Origin of the sequence: Superficieibacter sp. HKU1, assembly GCF_029319185.1 — a bacterium.
Classification (GTDB): Bacteria; Pseudomonadota; Gammaproteobacteria; order Enterobacterales; family Enterobacteriaceae; genus Superficieibacter.
The window spans coordinates 1618776-1637765 of record NZ_CP119754.1 but is presented as its reverse complement, the minus strand read 5'-3'; the positions used below and the strand labels follow the sequence as shown (position 1 = coordinate 1637765).

Annotated in this window: 19 protein-coding genes; 9 read left to right on the top strand and 10 right to left on the bottom strand. The window is 52.5% G+C overall.

All coding sequences use genetic code 11. The features are described from left to right. Positions 1-176: 176 nt before the first annotated feature. From P0H77_RS07875 to P0H77_RS07865, 3 genes are read right to left on the bottom strand one after another with little or no spacing between them, the layout of a single operon-like run. Positions 177-704 (bottom strand): hypothetical protein, encoded by a 528-nt coding sequence (locus P0H77_RS07875; protein ID WP_276164327.1) that lies wholly within the window; start codon positions 702-704, stop codon positions 177-179. Beyond that, positions 685-1311 carry a hypothetical protein gene (locus tag P0H77_RS07870; protein ID WP_276164326.1) on the bottom strand — a complete coding sequence of 209 codons (627 nt, stop codon included), beginning with the start codon at positions 1309-1311 and terminating at the stop codon, positions 685-687. The genes P0H77_RS07875 and P0H77_RS07870 overlap by 20 nt, the downstream gene beginning before the upstream one ends. Beyond that, positions 1308-1466, bottom strand: a complete 159-nt coding sequence (locus P0H77_RS07865) for a hypothetical protein (RefSeq protein ID WP_276164325.1) — start codon at positions 1464-1466, stop codon at positions 1308-1310. The genes P0H77_RS07870 and P0H77_RS07865 overlap by 4 nt, the downstream gene beginning before the upstream one ends. A gap of 180 nt (positions 1467-1646) precedes the next feature. Here P0H77_RS07865 and modE point away from each other — a divergent pair, with 180 nt between their 5' ends. Together modE and modF are read left to right on the top strand one after the other, a co-directional pair. Then, positions 1647-2435, top strand: a complete 789-nt coding sequence (gene modE, locus P0H77_RS07860) for a molybdenum-dependent transcriptional regulator (protein ID WP_276164324.1) — start codon at positions 1647-1649, stop codon at positions 2433-2435. Between the two features lie 65 nt (positions 2436-2500). Beyond that, entirely contained in the window at positions 2501-3970 is a 1470-nt protein-coding gene (modF, locus tag P0H77_RS07855) for a molybdate ABC transporter ATP-binding protein ModF (RefSeq protein WP_276164323.1), read from the top strand. On the opposite strand, the gene P0H77_RS07850 is transcribed toward modF, so the two are convergent. Then, the gene (locus P0H77_RS07850) at positions 3967-4719 is read right to left on the bottom strand and encodes an alpha/beta hydrolase (protein ID WP_276164322.1); all 753 of its coding nucleotides are present in this window, start codon (positions 4717-4719) and stop codon (positions 3967-3969) included. The two genes, modF and P0H77_RS07850, sit on opposite strands and share 4 nt — an antisense overlap. Positions 4720-5011: 292 nt before the next feature. Here P0H77_RS07850 and galE point away from each other — a divergent pair, with 292 nt between their 5' ends. From galE to gpmA, 5 genes are all read left to right on the top strand, one after another. Then, positions 5012-6028, top strand: coding sequence for a UDP-glucose 4-epimerase GalE (gene galE / locus P0H77_RS07845; RefSeq protein WP_276164321.1), 1017 nt, complete (start codon positions 5012-5014; stop codon positions 6026-6028). A 9-nt stretch (positions 6029-6037) separates the two neighbouring features. After that, on the top strand, positions 6038-7084 hold the full coding sequence (gene galT, locus P0H77_RS07840; protein ID WP_276164320.1) for a galactose-1-phosphate uridylyltransferase: 1047 nt from the start codon (positions 6038-6040) through the stop codon (positions 7082-7084). Positions 7085-7086: 2 nt separating this feature from the next. Further along, a complete protein-coding gene (gene galK / locus P0H77_RS07835) occupies positions 7087-8235 on the top strand; it encodes a galactokinase (protein WP_276164319.1) in 1149 nt (382 codons plus the stop codon). After that, on the top strand, positions 8229-9269 hold the full coding sequence (gene galM, locus P0H77_RS07830) for a galactose-1-epimerase (RefSeq protein ID WP_276164318.1): 1041 nt from the start codon (positions 8229-8231) through the stop codon (positions 9267-9269). Before galK ends, galM begins: the two co-directional genes overlap by 7 nt. 205 nt (positions 9270-9474) lie before the next feature. Beyond that, the gene (gene gpmA / locus P0H77_RS07825; protein WP_176920490.1) at positions 9475-10227 is read left to right on the top strand and encodes a 2,3-diphosphoglycerate-dependent phosphoglycerate mutase; all 753 of its coding nucleotides are present in this window, start codon (positions 9475-9477) and stop codon (positions 10225-10227) included. Positions 10228-10260: 33 nt separating this feature from the next. Here the strand turns inward: gpmA and P0H77_RS07820 are convergent, their stop codons facing one another. The 5 genes from P0H77_RS07820 to aroG all read right to left on the bottom strand — a co-directional run bounded on the left by P0H77_RS07820 (position 10261) and on the right by aroG (position 16501). Further along, complete coding sequence (locus P0H77_RS07820; protein ID WP_276164317.1) at positions 10261-11037, bottom strand: ABC transporter ATP-binding protein; 777 nt, start codon at positions 11035-11037, stop codon at positions 10261-10263. After that, a complete protein-coding gene (locus P0H77_RS07815) occupies positions 11034-12104 on the bottom strand; it encodes an iron ABC transporter permease (RefSeq protein WP_276164315.1) in 1071 nt (356 codons plus the stop codon). Before P0H77_RS07815 ends, P0H77_RS07820 begins: the two co-directional genes overlap by 4 nt. A gap of 16 nt (positions 12105-12120) precedes the next feature. Continuing rightward, positions 12121-13107, bottom strand: a complete 987-nt coding sequence (locus P0H77_RS07810) for an ABC transporter substrate-binding protein (protein ID WP_276164314.1) — start codon at positions 13105-13107, stop codon at positions 12121-12123. 11 nt (positions 13108-13118) lie between these two features. Then, positions 13119-15197 carry a TonB-dependent siderophore receptor gene (locus tag P0H77_RS07805; protein WP_276165075.1) on the bottom strand — a complete coding sequence of 693 codons (2079 nt, stop codon included), beginning with the start codon at positions 15195-15197 and terminating at the stop codon, positions 13119-13121. Positions 15198-15448: 251 nt separating this feature from the next. Next, entirely contained in the window at positions 15449-16501 is a 1053-nt protein-coding gene (aroG, locus tag P0H77_RS07800) for a 3-deoxy-7-phosphoheptulonate synthase AroG (protein ID WP_276164313.1), read from the bottom strand. 315 nt (positions 16502-16816) lie between these two features. On the opposite strand from aroG, the gene P0H77_RS07795 reads away from it, so the two are divergent. Together P0H77_RS07795 and zitB are read left to right on the top strand one after the other, a co-directional pair. Next, positions 16817-17221: a YbgS-like family protein gene (locus P0H77_RS07795; protein ID WP_276165074.1), complete on the top strand. Its 405-nt coding sequence runs from the start codon at positions 16817-16819 to the stop codon at positions 17219-17221. Positions 17222-17338: 117 nt separating this feature from the next. Continuing rightward, positions 17339-18271 carry a CDF family zinc transporter ZitB gene (gene zitB / locus P0H77_RS07790; RefSeq protein ID WP_276164312.1) on the top strand — a complete coding sequence of 311 codons (933 nt, stop codon included), beginning with the start codon at positions 17339-17341 and terminating at the stop codon, positions 18269-18271. Here the strand turns inward: zitB and pnuC are convergent. Further along, positions 18268-18987 carry a nicotinamide riboside transporter PnuC gene (pnuC, locus tag P0H77_RS07785; RefSeq protein WP_276164311.1) on the bottom strand — a complete coding sequence of 240 codons (720 nt, stop codon included), beginning with the start codon at positions 18985-18987 and terminating at the stop codon, positions 18268-18270. The genes zitB and pnuC overlap by 4 nt on opposite strands. Between the last annotated feature and the right edge of the window lie 3 nt (positions 18988-18990).

Genomic DNA, 18990 nt, shown 5'->3' with positions numbered 1-18990 from the left:
AAGCACTGCCGATTTGTGCGGTGTACAAAAACGCTTCGCATCTTACGCAGGAAGTTGCTTACACTTCACCTATAATGTCCATAAATGATTGATGATTGCAGACGCATCAAAATCGAATGATTCTTATCGTATTGATAAATAATTTACCATATCGCATTTAGTTTACAAGAAAATAATCACCCAAAGAAACCATAGAAATTATTTATAAAATCAAGTTCACTGGTGTTGTTATCTACCTTATGGTTTTTTAAATACTCTTCTCTTGTTACCGCTACTTTATCTTTAAAAATAGAGTGTTCTTTGCGAATATCATCCCATGCTCCATAATATTTCATATGTACTGCCTCGCCCTCTTTATATACATAAAGAACCTGAGCATTTCTATTTTTAATAATTAACTTTGGAATGATAGCATCAAAACTTAAAGAATTAATTTTATCTTTATATGAGAAATACACGGTATAATGAACAACATCTTTTAAATGGAAACAAACTGGATAAGCTGCCCCTTTATTTAACAATGTCTTCATCTCAGAGGTATTACCCCCATTATTTACGTCCACTTTTAAATTAATGGTAATGTCTTTCAGTATGGAGTAATCTCCGTAAACGTCAAAACAAGGTTCATCACGCCTAATAATCTCATCGCAAGAACATGTAAGAAAAAGTAGTGAGAAAATCAAACTATTTTTTTTGATGATCATTAAATACTCCCTGATGGCTGGATCCTTTATATTGTCCATTATAAAAAAAGTTAAGGGGTTCAGCATCAGGCTCTAAACCTGATGTCATGGCTAATAGCCCCTGCGATTCCTTACCTCCCACCATATAAGTTGGTCCTAAATCCCATCCAAAGCCAGCTGTCCTTTCAAGGACAGTGACTCGCTTATTAGGTAAGAATGATGGGAAAGTTGATTTACTTTGTCCCCAAACAGTTACGTTTCTAAAATTACCTAATGCAGAAATTTTTTGTGAGAAACCATCTATCCACCCTGAATTACATCCATAAAAAACACACATAGGCTTTTCATGCGCCCAATTGAAATCAATTTTATCCCAACCGTCTTTGATAGCTAACTGACAGTCGCAATCTGATACCGGAGGGTTATTAGCGGTATAAACAGAAATAGGACCATCCGTCGCAGCATGAGAAAAAACTCCTATTTCTTGCACCTTGGCTTTTTGCTTTCCACCATATTTATTGACCCATGACGTGATAACATTTGCTATTTCTCCAATTGATTGAACAGGGGGGCAATGCACTTTATGAACGCTTTCATCGTACCAAAGCGAGTTTTTAATGTTTTTCATCCTTGTTGCGCTGATTCTGCAAACATATCTCGCGCCTTATCATCTTCATCTACCCAAAAAAGGAGAAAAATCTTCACAGGACGTGTTATTTTTTGATGAACAACATAATTTTCCTGAAGAGTGGTACTGCCTGACGTTGTTTTAATCTCATTCATACAAAATCTCAATAAATTAAATAGTAAAACGTATTACCGACTCTGATTTTGCTCTTTTTTATAAATTAATAAATGATCTTAATCAGATAATATCTCCAGTATCATGTTTCCTGCACCTACAGAACAAGTTGGCGTCCACACCCATTTGCGTCACAATACCCTTTTTGCCAGGACACGGTTATGCAGGCTGAAATTCTTCTCACACTGAAACTCCAGCAGCGTCTTTTTGCCGATCCGCGCCGCATTACGCTGCTCAAGCACATCGCGCAAACTGGCTCCATCAGCCAGGGCGCTAAAGACGCGGGCATCAGCTACAAAAGCGCCTGGGATGCGATCAATGAAATGAATCAGCTCAGCGAGCAGCCGTTGGTGGACAGAGCCACCGGTGGTAAAGGCGGCGGTGGCGCATTGCTCACGCGTTACGGTCAACGGCTGATTGAACTATACGATCTGCTGGCGCAGATCCAGCAAAAAGCGTTTGATGTGTTGAGCCTTGATGACGGCCTGCCGCTGAACAGCCTGCTGGCAGCCATCTCCCGCTTCTCGCTGCAAACCAGCGCCCGTAATCAGTGGTTCGGCACCGTCACCGGACGCGATCACGATCGGGTTCAACAGCATGTGGACATCTTACTGGCGGATGGCGAAACCCGGTTGAAAGTGGCGATCACGGCGCAGAGCGGCGAGCGTCTTGGGCTGGATGAAGGAAAAGAGGTACTGGTGCTCCTGAAAGCGCCGTGGGTTAACATCACGCAGGATCGCGCCGAGGCGGCGGAATCTGATAACCAGCTCGCCGGTGTCATTAGCCATATTGAACGTGGCAATGAACAGTGCGAAGTGCTGATGACGCTCCCGGACGGGCAAATCCTTTGCGCTACTCTTCCTGTTGATCGCGCGGTCGGGTTTGAAGACGGTAGCGAAGTGATCGCGTATTTCAATGCCGATCGGGTGATTATCGCCACGCTGTGCTGAATCATTGACAATCCGTCCAGGAAATCGTATCCCTGTTTAAAACACTGCAAAAAACGGGATACAGAATGTCATTGTTGCATATTTCGCAAGGCACGTTTCATTTGAGTGATACCTGCGTTCTGACCATTCCTGACCTGACGTTAAGCGCTGGCGAAAGCTGGGCCTTTGTCGGCACGAATGGCAGCGGTAAATCGGCCCTCGCCAGAGCTCTCGCTGGTGAGCTGCCACTGGGTAAAGGCACCCGGGAGAGTGGTTTTTCGCGCCCTGTCCGCCTTTCTTTTGAGCAGTTGCAAAAGCTGGTCAGCGATGAATGGCAGCGCAATAATACCGATCTGCTGAGCCCGGGCGAAGACGATACCGGGCGCACCACCGCGGAAATTATTCAGGATGAGGTCATAAATCCCGAACGCTGCGCGCAGCTTGCCGCCTGGTTTGGTATCACATCGCTACTTACCCGCCGTTTCAAATACCTTTCTACTGGAGAAACGCGTAAGACGCTGCTATGCCAGGCGTTAATGTCCGAGCCGGATTTGCTGATCCTTGACGAGCCGTTTGACGGCCTGGACGTGGCTTCGCGTGAACAGCTGGCAACGCTGCTGGCGACGCTCAATGAGCAGGGCTATACGATTGTGCTGGTCCTCAATCGCTTTGACGAGATCCCTGATTTCGTGCGGCATGCTGGCGTACTGGCTGACCGCACGCTGATCGACACCGGCGAAAAAGAAACCTTATTGCGGCAGGCGCTGATCGGGCAGCTGGCGCACAGTGAACGTTTGAAAGACATTACGCTGCCCGAACCCGACGAGCCGTCGGTGCGCCTGACGCTTGCCGCCAACGCCCCGCGAATTATTCTCAATGATGGCGTCGTCTCTTATGACGATCGTCCCATTCTCAATCATCTTAGCTGGACGGTAAAACCCGGTGAGCACTGGCAAATTATCGGTCCTAACGGCGCAGGGAAATCGACGCTACTGAGTTTGATTACAGGCGATCATCCCCAGGGTTACAGCAACGATTTGACGCTCTTTGGTCGCCGTCGCGGCAGCGGAGAAACCATCTGGGATATTAAAAAGCACATTGGCTACGTCAGCAGCAGCCTGCATCTGGATTACCGCGTTAGCACTACTGTACGTAACGTGATCCTCTCCGGCTATTTTGATTCAATTGGCATTTATCAGGCGGTTTCTGACCGACAACATAAACTGGCGCAGCAGTGGCTGGATATCCTTGGCATGGATAACCGCACCGCCGACGCTCCTTTCCACAGTCTTTCCTGGGGACAACAACGGCTGGCGCTGATTGCGCGGGCGCTGGTAAAGCACCCGACCCTGTTGATCCTCGACGAGCCGCTTCAGGGACTCGATCCGCTGAACCGCCAGCTCGTTCGCCGTTTTGTCGATATTCTGATGGGGGAAGGTGAAACACAACTGCTGTTCGTTTCGCACCATGCGGAAGACGCGCCAGAATGCATCACCCACCGGTTAGCGTTTGTGCCGGAGGGCGAAAGCTATCGGTACGTACTGGAAGCTATTTAACTGAATACGCTGGCAATCGTTCTTGCCAGCGCCGGGGGGTTTTCCCACGACATGCAGTGCCCGGCATTTTCGATAGTGAACACGGGAATCCCCATCGCCCGCACCGTTTCGACATCCGCATCGGGCGCAGAGTTTTCGCCAACAATAAGCGTGTGTGGGCAGCGTAAGTGTTGAAACCGCTCCAGCCATGAAGGAGTGACACCCCCGACCAGGCTCGTCGCTCCACGCCAGACGGCCCATGGCACGTTACTTTGTAGCGACCCGGCCCAGGGCGACGCCTCGCCCTCTACTAATTCAATATACCCTTTATCCACAAACGTCTTTTCCGGCATCGCTGCAATGTGGCGGCTAAACATGCCGCCGCCAGCAGAGAAGTTTGGTTCGGATACCGCCAGCGCCAGAATACGATCGGTGATAAGCGCAGCGACTTCGATGGCAATACTGCCGCCCATACTGTGACCATATAAATAAAAGCGTTGCAAATTCAGATGATTAATCAACTCCACGATGACGCGAGCCTGATCGCTGGTGGTATAGCTGAAGTCCACAGGCTTTCCACTATAACCACTTCCAGGCAAATCGATCAGAATAGCGGCCCGCCCACCAAACTGCGCATCGGCCACCACGAGTGGATATTCATACGATGACGCACAGCCCAGACTGTGGATAAAAACCACCGGCTCGCCTTTTCCCGGCAGGGACTGCCAGCGAACCCAACAACCTGCAACGCTCGAATAAAACGCGTCCATCCCCTTCTCTCCTTCTCCAGTCGCTTTTCACTAAGCACCTTATTCAGCGTTAATTTGATTATTTCGTCAATCAGGAAGCTGAACCGAGAAGCAGGAAAAGATCAACTCTGTACGACGGATTTTTAGGATTTATCATACCTTTAATTAACAACATGATTTTAAATGTTTTTCCCCGTTGAATCGGGGTGATCGTTTTTAGTGTAAGCGATTCCACAAACTTATTCCATGTCACACTTTTCGCATCTTTGTTATGCTATCTTAATCACATATCCTAAGCATGATGGAGCGAAAAATGAGAGTTTTGGTTACTGGTGGTAGCGGTTACATTGGGAGTCACACCTGTGTGCAACTGCTGCAAAATGGCCACGATGTCATCATTCTGGACAACCTGTGTAACAGCAAGCGCAGCGTAATGCCCGTTATCGAACGTCTCGGCGGCAAGCACCCCACGTTTGTCGAAGGTGATATCCGTAATGAAGCGCTGATGACGGAAATTCTGCACGATCACAGTATCGACGCGGTGATCCACTTTGCAGGCCTGAAAGCGGTCGGTGAATCCGTTGCTAAGCCGCTGGAATACTATGATAACAACGTTAACGGCACGCTGCGTCTGATTTCCGCCATGCGTTCGGCGAATGTCAAAAACTTCATTTTTAGCTCCTCTGCAACCGTCTACGGCGACCAGCCTAAAATTCCTTACGTCGAAAGCTTCCCGACCGGCACGCCGCAAAGTCCTTACGGCAAAAGCAAGCTGATGGTCGAGCAGATCCTTACCGATCTGCAAAAAGCCCAGCCGGACTGGAGCATCGCCCTGCTGCGTTATTTTAACCCGGTCGGCGCGCATCCGTCGGGCGATATGGGCGAAGATCCGCAGGGTATTCCCAATAACCTGATGCCGTACATCGCGCAGGTTGCGGTAGGCCGCCGCGACTCGCTGGCCATCTTCGGTAACGACTACCCGACCGAAGACGGCACCGGGGTGCGCGATTATATTCACGTCATGGACCTGGCCGACGGCCACGTTGCGGCAATGCAGAAGCTGGCGGACAAACCCGGCGTGCATATTTACAACCTGGGCGCTGGCATCGGGAGTAGCGTGCTGGATGTGGTCAATGCCTTCAGTAAAGCCTGCGGTAAACCGGTCAATTACCATTTCGCGCCGCGCCGTGATGGCGATCTTCCCGCCTACTGGGCCGACGCCAGTAAGGCAGATAAAGAGCTGGACTGGCGCGTTTCCCGCACCCTTGATCAAATGGCGCAGGATACCTGGCACTGGCAGTCTCGCCATCCGCAAGGTTATTCAGACTAAGGAACCGTGATGACACAATTTAACCCGGTCGATCACCCGCATCGCCGCTATAACCCGTTAACCGGGCAATGGATCCTCGTTTCACCGCACCGTGCGAAACGTCCCTGGCAGGGGGCGCAGGAAACGCCCTCGCAGCAAAAGCTGCCTCAGCACGATCCGGACTGTTTTCTCTGCCCCGGCAATACCCGTGTTACCGGCGACAAGAACCCGGACTACAAAGGCACCTACGTTTTTACTAACGATTTTGCCGCGCTGATGACCGACACGCCTGACGCGCCGGAAAGCGACGATCCGCTGATGCGCTGCCAGAGCGCACGCGGCACCAGCCGGGTGATCTGCTTCTCACCCGACCACAGCAAAACGCTGCCGGAATTAACCGTCGACGCGCTGGCGGAAGTCGTTGAAACCTGGCAGCAGCAAACGGCGGAGCTGGGGAAAGAGTATCCCTGGGTACAGGTGTTTGAAAATAAAGGCGCGGCGATGGGCTGCTCCAACCCGCACCCGCACGGTCAGGTTTGGGCCAACAGTTTTCTGCCTAATGAAATCGAGCGTGAAGATCGCCTGCAAAAACGTTACTTTGCCGAACAACGCTCGCCGATGCTGGTCGACTATGTTCAGCGCGAACTGGCGGACGGCAGCCGCACCGTAGTGGAAACAGAGCACTGGCTGGCGGTGGTACCCTACTGGGCCGCATGGCCGTTTGAAACGCTACTGCTGCCTAAGGCTCATGTATTGCGGATCACTGAGTTAACTGACGAGCAGCGTCAGGATCTGGCGCTGGCGCTGAAGAAACTCACCAGCCGCTACGACAATCTGTTCCAGTGCTCTTTCCCCTACTCAATGGGCTGGCACGGCGCGCCGTTTAACGGCGAAGAAAATCAACACTGGCAGTTACACGCCCACTTTTATCCGCCGCTGCTGCGCTCTGCCACCGTGCGTAAGTTCATGGTTGGCTACGAAATGCTGGCGGAAACCCAGCGCGATCTTACCGCAGAACAAGCCGCCGAACGCCTGCGTGCGGTCAGCGACGTCCATTTTCGCGAATCCGGAGAATAACAATGAGTCTGAAAGAAAAAACACAGTCCCTGTTTGCTGAAAAATTCGGCTACCCTGCCACCCATGTCATTCAGGCACCGGGCCGCGTAAATCTGATTGGCGAACACACTGACTATAATGACGGTTTTGTGCTGCCCTGCGCAATTGATTATCAGACGGTGATCAGCTGTGCAGCGCGTTCCGATCGTACCGTGCGCGTGATCGCCGCCGATTACGACAACCAGGTTGACGAATTTTCGCTGGATGCGCCGATTGTGACGCATGAAAAGCAGCAGTGGTCCAACTATGTCCGCGGCGTGGTAAAACATCTTCAGCAGCGTAACGCCAGTTTTGGCGGCGCGGATTTAGTTATCAGCGGCGACGTTCCGCAGGGCGCGGGCCTCAGCTCTTCCGCCTCGCTGGAAGTCGCAGTCGGTACCGTCTTCCAGCAGCTTTATCATCTGCCGCTGGACGGTGCGCAAATCGCCCTGAACGGTCAGGAAGCGGAAAACCAGTTTGTTGGCTGTAACTGCGGCATCATGGATCAGCTTATTTCCGCGCTGGGCAAAAAAGATCATGCCCTGCTGCTCGACTGCCGGACACTCGGCACCAAAGCGGTTTCCATGCCAAAAGGCGTGGCGGTGGTTATTATTAACAGTAACTTCAAGCGTACGCTGGTGGGCAGTGAATATAATACCCGCCGTGAACAGTGCGAAACCGGGGCGCGATTCTTCCAGCAGCCTGCGCTGCGCGATGTTAAGCTGGACGAATTTAACGCGGTGGCAAACGAACTGGACCCTGTCGTTGCCAAACGCGTACGCCACGTATTGACGGAGAACATTCGCACCGTCGAGGCCGCTGAGGCGCTGGAGAAAGGCGATCTGCAACGGATGGGTAAACTGATGGCTGAGTCTCACGCTTCCATGCGCGATGACTTTGAGATTACCGTTCCGCAAATCGACACGCTGGTTGAGATTGTGAAAGCCGTGATTGGTGATAAAGGCGGCGTGCGCATGACCGGCGGTGGTTTCGGCGGCTGTATTGTCGCGCTGATCCCGGAAGATCTGGTCACTGAAGTTAAAAAAGCGGTCGCCGAACAGTACGAAGCAAAAACCGGCATCAAAGAAACGTTCTATGTTTGTAAACCATCACAAGGAGCAGGTCTGTGCTAAGAAATACGCCCGCGAGCGCCCCTGATGGGCTGCCGTTTCGTTTGCTTACCCTGCGCAATGGCACAGGGCTGGTTGTGACCCTGATGGACTGGGGTGCAACGCTACTTTCCGTGCGCGTGCCGCTCTCCGACGGCAGCGTGCGTGAAGCGATCCTCGGCTGTGCGGGTCCGGAACAGTATCCGCAGCATGAGGCTTTCTTCGGTGCCTCCATCGGCCGCTATGCTAACCGCATCGCCGACAGCCGTTTTGAACTGGATGGTAAGATCGTCAATGTTGTACCAAGCCAGGGCGCGAACCAGCTGCACGGCGGGCCGGAAGGCTTCGACAAGCGCCGCTGGAGCTACCAGAGCCTGAGCGATCACGAGGTTGTTTTCTCCCTTGAGTCCGCCGACGGCGATCAGGGTTTCCCTGGCAACCTGAAGGCCACCGCGCGCTATACCTTAACGGACGATAACCGTATCGTCATTGAGTATCGCGCCACGGTAGACCAGCCCTGCCCGGTTAACATGACTAATCACGTCTATTTTAACCTCAACGGTGAGCGCTCCGACGTACGCAGCCACAAGCTGCAAATTCTTGCCGACGAGTACCTGCCGGTGGATGAAGGCGGTATTCCGCGCCAGGGTCTGAAAGCGGTGGCGAATACCAGCTTCGATTTCCGCTCGCCGAAGCGTATTGCCGACGACTTCTTGCGCGATGACGATCAGAAAAAGGTCAACGGCTACGATCACGCCTTTTTGCTGCAGGCAAAAGGTAACGTGAAAAGCGAAGCCGCGCATGTATGGTCTGACGATGAAAGATTGCAGATGGCGGTGTTTACCTCCGCGCCTGCGCTGCAATTCTATTCTGGCAACTTCCTTGAAGGCACCTCGTCCCGTGAGGCGGGTAGCTATGATGCCTGGCAGGGTCTGGCGCTGGAAAGCGAGTTTTTACCTGATTCGCCAAACCATCCGGAATGGCCGCAGCCAGACTGCATTTTACGGCCTGGTGAAGAATATGTCAGTCTGACGGAATATCAGTTTATTCCCGCCTGAACCTGCGCCCTCTGAAAAGAGGGCTTTTTTTACCCGCTTTGCTGAAATTAGCGCCACTCAAAGACAAAATCATAACCGCAAATTCACAAGCATCTTACACTCACCCGCTATTTTCGCTATGGTTAGGGTTAAGCATTGCTGCTGACAGCGTCATGGCAATATAATGAGAATTATTATCGTTCAATAAAGCTTGAGGAGTAAGTGTATGGCTGTAACTAAGCTGGTACTGGTTCGTCACGGTGAAAGTCAGTGGAACAACGAAAACCGTTTTACCGGTTGGTACGACGTTGATCTGTCCGAGAAAGGCGTATCTGAAGCCAAAGCAGCAGGCAAGCTGCTGAAAGAGGAAGGCTATAGCTTTGACTTCGCGTACACCTCCGTGCTCAAACGCGCGATCCACACCCTGTGGAACATTCTGGATGGTCTGGATCAGGCGTGGCTGCCGGTGGAAAAATCCTGGAAGCTGAACGAACGTCATTATGGCGCGCTACAGGGTCTGAACAAAGCTGAAACCGCAGAAAAATACGGTGACGAGCAGGTTAAACAGTGGCGTCGTGGTTTTGCCGTGACCCCGCCTGCGCTGACCAAAGAAGACGAACGTTTCCCGGGCCACGATCCGCGTTACGCTTCCCTGACCGAGCAGGAACTGCCGCTGACGGAAAGCCTGGCGCTGACTATCGATCGCGTGATCCCTTACTGGAATGAAAGCATTCTGCCGCGCCTGAAAAGCGGCGAGCGCGTGATCATCGCCGCTCACGGTAACTCCCTGCGTGCGCTGGTCAAATACCTCGACAATATGGGCGAAGACGAAATTCTTGAACTGAACATCCCGACCGGCGTTCCGCTGGTGTATGAATTCGACGAGAACTTCAAGCCGATCAAACATTATTACCTGGGTAATGCTGATGAGATCGCAGCCAAAGCGGCAGCGGTAGCGAATCAGGGCAAAGCGAAGTAATTCGCCTACCGGATAGCTACGGCTATCCGGTTTTTATACCTCAACCACCCCATCGAGCACCACCTGCGCCCCTCCCTGCGAGCAACGTTCTATGCGCGCCCGCACGTTATACACGTCGGCCAGTCGCTCTGCGGTAATAACCGCTTCCGGCGTGCCGCTCGCCGCCAGCCTGCCCTCTTTCAGCATCACGACGTGTTCACTGTGGCGCAGCGCGATGTTGAGATCATGCACCACCACTACCGTTACCATATTGCGCGCCAGCGTTTCACGACGCACGACATCCATCACCTGAAACTGATAATTTAAGTCCAGCGCGCTTAGCGGTTCATCCAGCAACAGCAGCTCGGGACGGCGGATCAACGATTGTGCCAGGCCCACCATCTGCCGCTGTCCGCCGGAAAGCCGATCGAGGTAATGCAGCGCAAGATGCGTAATCCCTAACTGTTCAAGAATAGCCAGCGCCTGCGCCTTGCTCTGCTGCTCTTTTCCTCTGCCCGACACCCGCTGAGCCACAATAATCGACTCCAGCACCCTGAGGTGCACACCTTGCGGCAGCGACTGTGGTAAATAAACGACCTTCTCCGCACGCTCTGAGAATGGCAGTGACAGCAGATCTACGCCGTCGAGCAGCACCTCACCGCTGGCGTTATTCAGCCCGGCCAGCGAACGTAATAACGTCGATTTTCCGCAGCCGTTGGGTCCCAGCAAAACGGTAATTTTGCCGTGCGGCAGTTCAGCTACGCTAAGATTGCCGATCACCGCACGCTTAGGATAACCAGCGTACACACTCCGGAGGATCAATCCGCTCATGACATACTCCCCCGCTGGCGAATGATAATGCTCAGAAAAAACGGAACGCCCACCAGCGACGTGACAATCCCCACCGGAATAATGACGCCGGGAATGATGTTTTTCGAGGCGACGGAGGCCAGCGACAGCACCAGCCCGCCTGTCAGGATGCTGCCGGGCAGATAGAACCGATGATCTTCGCCAAACAACAGCCGTGCAATATGCGGCGCCACCAAGCCGATAAAGCCGATTGGCCCGACAAACGCGACCGATAAGGCGGAAAGCAGGCTAATCCGCAGTAACGACGCCAGCCGCAAGCGACGGACGTCAATGCCAAAACTCATTGCCCTGTCCTCGCCCAAACGCAGGGCAGTCAGTTGCCAGGCGCTACGCATTGACCAGGGCAAGACAAGAATAAAGACCAGCGCCAGTATGCTCATTTTGTCCCACGACGCGCGGGCCAGACTGCCCATCGTCCAGAATACCAGCCCCTGAAGCGTATCTTCATCCGCCACAAACTGCATCATGGATACCAGCGCATTGAAGGTAAAAACCAGCGCGATGCCAAAAAGTACCACGCCGGAGGTCGCTACTCGCGTCCAGCGGGTGATGCCATCAAGCAGTAGCGCCGACAGTAGCGCGAAGACAAACGCATTCGCCGGAATAAACCAGGCGGCGGGGACGCCTGGAATGCCGATGTCCAGCACAATCGCCAGCGCTGCGCCAAACGCTGCCGCTGACGAGACGCCCAGTGTAAACGGACTCGCCAGCGGGTTGTGCAAAATGGTCTGCATCTCTGCGCCTGCCAGTCCAAGCGCCATGCCGACCAGTAGCGCCATCAGCGCATAAGGAAGGCGAATATCCCAGACAATAATCCGCATGCCTGTGCCGACCTCATTCGGGTGCAGCAAGGTGTGCCACAGGTCGTGCAACGCTATCCCGGATGGACCCAGGGTCGCGTCGAGGATCAGGGAAGCAACCAGCGCCAGAAGAATAGTCACCACCAGCATCAGCCGTTTGCGTATAATCTGACGGTAGCGATAGTCAATCGACTCCGGCGTGTTAGTCTCAGCAGTTAACGTCATCATCTTCTTTACCGGGAATTTATTGCGGCGGATTCAGGACATCGCTAATTTGCGCATCGCTCAGCGTAATGGCAAAAAAGTCCTGATAAAAACGGCGTGTTTCCTGGCGCATATCCACATCGGCAAAGCGGTCAGGATAGAGCGTTTTCGCCAGCCAAAGGAACTGTAATGCCTCTTCGCTGGTTTCCCGACACCACCAGAACATCCCTTTGGGATTCACATACACCCGATGATGAACCACCGCATCGACCTGCGCCCATTGTGACGCGGTCTGGATGGCATCGGCATCGCGTTTATTCATCGCCACAATCACCGCCGGGTTTGCTGCCACTACTTGCTCCAGCGCAACTTCACCGCGGCGGTTTTGTTTGCCGGCAAACCAGTTTTCCGCCACATTTTTTGCGCCAGCTAAATCCATCCAGTCCTGATTCAGCGAGGGCCGACCCGTGGTGGTCAGTGGATTACCCATACTGTGATAAAGCGTGATGCGCTGGTCTTGCGGCAGCCCCTTCAACCGCTCCTTCACCAGCGCGACGTTGCGGTCAAAGTAGTGCTGATACCGCTGCGCTTTATCCTGCGCATCAGGTCCCAGCGCATCCGCCGTTTTCTGTACGCGTGACGTCAGCGCCTGAAGAGAATTGGCGTCGAATGCCAGAACGCGTACCCCGGCCTGCCGCAGCAGGGCCTGTTGTGGAACGGTCATGGATGACGGCACAAACAATATTTGCGTGCCGAGCGAGATGATCTGTTCCGGGTTAAGCTCGTGACCGCTGTTCACGCTTACCACGGGCACGCTGTCAATACGCGGCAGGCTCTGGCGAAAAAGTGGGATCTTTTTCGCCACCATTGAAGTGCCGACAATATTCTCGCCATAGCCCAGCATGGCGAGAATGGTATTTTGCGCGGGCCACGGTGAGGCGATACGCACATCGCTATGCGGTGGGGCGGCGCACAAACTTCCCGCCATCAGCCAGATAAGGGCGGGTAAAAGATGACTTAGTTTCATTACGCTGCCTTTTAGAAGTCAAACGTGACAGTGGCGCGAACTTCTCGCCCACTCCCGATAAATGCGCTGGGCGAACCATTGTCGCCGTCGGTGCCCGACGGGAAAATGGAGGCCCAGTAATGTTTATCGAATACGTTGTTAACCGCAATCCGCAAAGTTGTCGGCACGTTACTGATGTTGGTGGTATAGCGCGTACCCAAATCCCAGGTGGTATAGCTGCTGGCCCACGCGGTATTGGTATCATTAGCCGCCCGTTTTCCGGTGTAATGCACGTTGGCGCTATACACCCAGTGCGGCAATGAAGGCAGGCTGTATTCCGCCAGTAAATTAGCCTGTACTTTTGGCACGCCAACCACGTCTTTATCACTGGTCGCATCGCTCACGGTGTCTTTTAGCGTCGGATCGAGTAACGTCACGCCACTGTAGAGGTTCAACCCCTGCCAGACATTCCCCGACGCGGTGAGTTCCAGTCCGTTATTGACCTGATTACCCTGCTCTTTATAGACATTGTCGTTAGGATCTACATAGGCAAAAGGACGTTCGAGACGGAACACGGCTGCGCCCAGATTCATTCCGGCGACGTCAGCTTTTAACCCTGCCTCATATTGCTTACTGCGGTAAGGATCGAGCGTCTGCCCGGCGTTTTTTACATCTGAATCGGTTGGCGCGGTACCGCCCTGCTCCAGCGAATCCGCATAGCTCACATAGGCCATCACCGAAGGCGTGATTTTATACATCAGCGCGGCGGTGGGGCTTAAGCCGTTTTCATCAATCTGGCTGGTTTCATGCCCGCTTTTGTTATAGTTCTGCGCCTGGATCCAGCTCTGACTGACGTACAGCATTGCCGACCACTTCGGCGTCAGGGTCACCGTGTCGCCAAGGGTAATACTTTGCTGGGTATTAACGCTGGATTTATAGCGATCGCCGTGTTGTACGATCTTGCCGTCGCCCGGCTCCGTCATCTCTGAAGGATCGTACATATTGGTGGTCCCCAGCTTATAGCTGGTGCTGGCACCTTTCGCGCCGTAGATCGACCAGATATAACCCGTGGTAGAAAGCGCCAGATCGTGACCTACCGATCCGGTGTCTATATGGCCATTCAGGGTAGCGGTATTGCTCAACACGCGGAAGCGCCCTGCCGCCGTAGGGTCACTCAGTGAGCGGCTAATATCGCCTTTATTATTGATGATTTTACTGGAGACGTTACGCATTGCACGATCCGCCTGCTGCCAGCCGACGCCAGCCGTTACGAACCAGTCATCATTCAGATAATGAATAAGTCGTGTACTTATTGTGTCGGTGGTTAGATCGTTCCCGGCGGTGCTGAGGGTCAGTTTTTTATCTTTTGGATTGGGCGCTGAAGGCAGTTTAATACCCGGACCATAGCTAAAGCTGCCGGGGTATCCCTTCTGGATAAATTCATAGTGGCTCGCGTCCAGTTGTAGTTGCGTTCCGGGCTGAATATTCCAGTCCAGCGCAACGGAAAGCAGCTTGCGGCGTAGAGTGCTGTCATCAAGGTTGCCCTCGCCTTCCTGCTGTAACACATTGACACGATAGCCAAAACGCTTGTCATCATCGAAATGGCCGCCGAGGTCGGCATGTCCGGTAAATGCGCTACGGCTTTGATAACCCAGCGTCACTTTGTTAAGCGTTTCTTCTGTCGGACGTTTTGCGATGAAGTTGAATTGTCCGGCTGGACTTGCAGGCCCATACAGCGCACCAGTCAGACTATTAAAAATATCGAGACGTTCCAGCATTTCAACCGGGAAGGCGGTGGTTGAGACAATATTTAGGCCGTCGAGACGGCTGTTTGCCACAACGCTGCCCTGCATGCCCCGGCTTTGCGGCCTGCCGACATCCATCCCGCCCCGCGCCTGCATTTGGGTACTGGGGGAATATTTCAGCAGTTCGCTGACGCTCTGCGCCTGCTGGTTTTCAATCATCTCTTTGTTAACGGTGGTTGAGGAATATGGCGTATCGACCCAGGCTTTGTTACCCAGCGGGCCGAGGTCAATATCATTGGTTTTAAATCCCGCGCCAGCGACCGCATGCGTACTGTCAGCATCAGAAGATCGACCGGTGATAATCATATTTTCTTCACTGGCGGCGACAGTTTGTGAAACCAGAGGCGTAAAGAAAGGAAGAAGTGTGACGAGCTTTATGGAGTTATTCATGAGACACATATCGTTATATAAAATAATATATTACGATCACCGAAGCGGGTAGAAATATGATCACGATCACATAAAAGCCCCCTAATCGTTAACTACCCATTAATAATTACAGAGGGTTTAAAACAAAAAAACCGGCTCCAGGGCCGGTTCTGTACTGCACCAAATAATCAACCGCGACGCGCTTTCACCGCGTTCGCCAGCTGGCGCAATAGCGTATCGGTATCATCCCAGCCGATGCAGGCGTCGGTAATACTTTTCCCGTAGGTGAGCGGTTCACCGCTCTCAAGGTTCTGATTACCTTCAACCAGATGACTTTCAATCATTACGCCAATAATCGCTTTTTCACCGCTGGCAATCTGCTGGCAAACATCCGCACCGACGTCCATTTGTTTTTTGAATTGCTTGCTGGAGTTGGCGTGGCTAAAGTCGATCATGACCTGCGGCGCGAGACTGGCTTTTATCAGCCCTTCTTTTACTTCTGCCACATTCTGTGCACTGTAGTTCGGCGCTTTGCCGCCGCGCAGGATGATGTGGCAGTCGGCATTGCCACTGGTGTTTACAATCGCGGAATGGCCCCATTTAGTCACCGACAGGAAGCAGTGCGGCGCCCCGGCCGCATTAATGGCATCAATAGCCACCTTGATAGTGCCGTCAGTGCCATTTTTAAACCCTACCGGACAGGAAAGCCCCGACGCCAGTTCACGGTGTACCTGAGATTCTGTGGTACGCGCGCCGATGGCACCCCAGCTCATTAAATCCGCCAGGTATTGCGGGGTGATCATGTCGAGAAACTCGCCCGCTGCAGGCAGGCCGCTGTCGTTGATATCCAGCAACAGCTTACGCGCGATGCGCAGGCCGTCGTTGATCTGGTAGCTGCTGTCCATATGCGGATCGTTAATCAGCCCTTTCCAGCCGACGGTGGTGCGCGGTTTTTCGAAATAAACGCGCATCACGATCTCCAGTTCACCGCGCAGTTCCTCACGCAGCGTCAGCAGACGCGCAGCATATTCTTTAGCAGCAGCAGGATCGTGAATAGAGCACGGACCAATCACCACCAGCAGGCGGTCGTCATTGCTCTTAAGGATTTTGTGAATCGCTTTGCGGGCCTGCGCGACGGTATTGGCTGCGTTCTCAGTAGCGGGGAATTTTTCCAGCAGTGCAACAGGAGGCAGTAACTCGTTAATCTCTTTAATACGTAAATCGTCGTTCTGATAATTCATCTTCTTTCCAGCCGTGCCATACTTATAAATGTGTTTGCAATGCCTTCAATCTATCTCGTCAGCCCGGTACTGTAAACGGACTTTTACAGTTCGGGCAGAATATTCCTGGAATTAGCGAAAAAAACACCAGAAAGTAGCGCAGAACGAGATCTAATCTACACTTTTTAAATGTAACTACTGTGTTTATTTTTAATTACCAGATTCTATGCTGACAGAATTATTTGTCACAGGATCTTTTACTACTGAGCGAACGATTTCATAACTGTATTGTTGGATGATGTTATCCGACACCACGATGAGAACAGGAGCAGCATGATGAAAACGACTAAACTGGCTACAATTTTTCTGGCAGCAACCCTCTCAATGACCAGCGGTGCAGTATTTGCTGCCAGCAGCCAATCAAATAACGGTACGGCTAACTCCTCCGCCGATGCCGGGCAGGTAGAGCCGGGCGCGAAAGAGAATGTAGCGCCGAATAATGTTGATAACAGCAAAATCAACACGGGTAACACGAATACTAATTCTACTGGTACCACTTCCACAGGCACCATGCTGCATTCAGATAGCTCAAGCACCAATGCTGATGGCATGAGCAAAGAAGACATCCATAAAAACACCATGTGTAAAGATGGTCGTTGCCCGGATATCAACAAAAAAGTGGAAACTGGCGACGGCGTGAATAACGACGTTGACACCAAAACTGATGGTACCACCCACTAATACTGCGCAATACCCGTACTACAACGGAGAGCTTCGGCTCTCCTTTTTTATGCACAATTGCCCACGATACCGATATGATGTATGCGTAGATAATTCTAAATGTTGCAGGATAATGTTATGGCGCACTCGCATTCCCATCTACCTGAAGACAGCAACGCCCGCCGTCTGCTGCTGGCCTTTGGCGTTACCGCTGGCTTTATGGTTGTAGAAGTCACGGGTGGGCTGATTGCTGATTCCCTTGCCCTTCTTGCCGACGCAGGGCATATGTTGACTGACGCTGCTGCCCTGCTGTTCGCCTTTCTGGCGGTACAATTTTCCCGGCGGCCACCCAATAACCGTCATACTTTCGGCTGGCTGCGCCTGACGACTCTTGCGGCATTTGTTAATGCCATCGCCCTGGTCGTCATCACGGTGCTTATCATCTGGGAAGCTATCCAGCGTTTTTATCATCCCCGGCCGGTGGCGGGCACCACCATGCTGGTTATTGCCATTGCCGGATTACTGGCCAATGTCCTCGCCTTCTGTATCCTGCATCGCGGTAGCGAAGATAAAAATCTCAATGTGCGTGCCGCTATGCTGCATGTCCTCGGCGATTTGCTGGGATCAATCGGAGCGATCGGGGCGGCAATAGTGATTATGATGACGGGCTGGATGCCCATCGATCCGATTCTTTCGGTGCTGGTATCGTGTCTGGTATTGCGAAGCGCCTGGCGATTGTTGAAAGAAAGCGTCAATGAGCTGCTTGAAGGCGCACCGGTGACGCTGGATATTACTGCGTTAAGGAAGAAGCTACGCCGTGAGATCCCGGAAGTGCGCGATGTTCATCATGTCCACGTCTGGCTGGTCGGTGAAAAGCCACTGATGACGTTACATGTTCAGGTGATCCCCCCGCACGATCATGACGCGCTGCTGGAGCGCATTCACCATTTCCTTGGGCACCATTATCAGATAGCCCATGCGACCGTGCAGATGGAGTATCAGCCCTGCAGCGGGCCGGAATGCCACCTCAACGAGGCGCACGCCGGCCATGCTCATCATCATCACCATTAATGAGAAAAGGCGTGTGAGCCTCGCTCACGCGCACTGTTTATCCACATCCGCGTACCGTTGAGAGCAATGAAGGTCAGGATGAGATACTCCAGCGACATCGCATAAACGCCCTGCAACGCAAAGATAACCACGCTTATCACGTTAATAATCACCCACAGGATCCAGTTTTCGACGTATTTACGCGTCATCAGGATCATGGCCACAATCGACAATACCATCATGCAGGAATCCCAGAAGGGGAACGCATCCGGCTGCAACTCAGGCATGGCAACATTCAGCCCCAGCGCCGACATGATATTCACTGCCACCCGCGTCAGGAAAGCAAATACCGGGTTAATAAAGACGGTCATCAAGCCTATGGCGCCCACACAGATGGCAAGCCACAATAGCGCTTTCGGCATTGGCAACCAGCGTATTTGCAGCGCAGCCTCATTATGGCTGGTCTGTCTCGACCAGGCGTACCAGCCGTAAATGTTGGCGGCAAAGAAGAAAACCTGCAGCAGCAGGCTGGCATAAAGCTGGATTTGAAAAAAGATAATCGCAAAAAGGGTGACGTTAATCAGACCGAAAAAGTAGTTAATAATCTTTTCCAGACTGGCAAGCCAGATACAGAGCAGTCCCGCAAGGGTACCAATCGCCTCAATCCATGAAAGATCGTAGCCACCGGTACCAAACGGAATATGAACCAGAATGTTTTGTGTACTCAAAAAATCCATCTT

Bases quoted from the DNA above. Each gene is read 5' to 3' on its own strand.
- P0H77_RS07875 (WP_276164327.1), bottom strand. From the start codon at position 704: ATGATCATCAAAAAAAATAGTTTGATTTTCTCACTACTTTTTCTTACA.
- P0H77_RS07870 (WP_276164326.1), bottom strand. From the start codon at position 1,311: ATGAAAAACATTAAAAACTCGCTTTGGTACGATGAAAGCGTTCATAAA.
- P0H77_RS07865 (WP_276164325.1), bottom strand. From the start codon at position 1,466: ATGAATGAGATTAAAACAACGTCAGGCAGTACCACTCTTCAGGAAAAT.
- modE (WP_276164324.1), top strand. From the start codon at position 1,647: ATGCAGGCTGAAATTCTTCTCACACTGAAACTCCAGCAGCGTCTTTTT.
- modF (WP_276164323.1), top strand. From the start codon at position 2,501: ATGTCATTGTTGCATATTTCGCAAGGCACGTTTCATTTGAGTGATACC.
- P0H77_RS07850 (WP_276164322.1), bottom strand. From the start codon at position 4,719: ATGGACGCGTTTTATTCGAGCGTTGCAGGTTGTTGGGTTCGCTGGCAG.
- galE (WP_276164321.1), top strand. From the start codon at position 5,012: ATGAGAGTTTTGGTTACTGGTGGTAGCGGTTACATTGGGAGTCACACC.
- galT (WP_276164320.1), top strand. From the start codon at position 6,038: ATGACACAATTTAACCCGGTCGATCACCCGCATCGCCGCTATAACCCG.
- galK (WP_276164319.1), top strand. From the start codon at position 7,087: ATGAGTCTGAAAGAAAAAACACAGTCCCTGTTTGCTGAAAAATTCGGC.
- gpmA (WP_176920490.1), top strand. From the start codon at position 9,475: ATGGCTGTAACTAAGCTGGTACTGGTTCGTCACGGTGAAAGTCAGTGG.
- P0H77_RS07820 (WP_276164317.1), bottom strand. From the start codon at position 11,037: ATGAGCGGATTGATCCTCCGGAGTGTGTACGCTGGTTATCCTAAGCGT.
- P0H77_RS07815 (WP_276164315.1), bottom strand. From the start codon at position 12,104: ATGATGACGTTAACTGCTGAGACTAACACGCCGGAGTCGATTGACTAT.
- P0H77_RS07810 (WP_276164314.1), bottom strand. From the start codon at position 13,107: ATGAAACTAAGTCATCTTTTACCCGCCCTTATCTGGCTGATGGCGGGA.
- P0H77_RS07805 (WP_276165075.1), bottom strand. From the start codon at position 15,197: ATGATTATCACCGGTCGATCTTCTGATGCTGACAGTACGCATGCGGTC.
- aroG (WP_276164313.1), bottom strand. From the start codon at position 16,501: ATGAATTATCAGAACGACGATTTACGTATTAAAGAGATTAACGAGTTA.
- P0H77_RS07795 (WP_276165074.1), top strand. From the start codon at position 16,817: ATGAAAACGACTAAACTGGCTACAATTTTTCTGGCAGCAACCCTCTCA.
- zitB (WP_276164312.1), top strand. From the start codon at position 17,339: ATGGCGCACTCGCATTCCCATCTACCTGAAGACAGCAACGCCCGCCGT.
- pnuC (WP_276164311.1), bottom strand. From the start codon at position 18,987: ATGGATTTTTTGAGTACACAAAACATTCTGGTTCATATTCCGTTTGGT.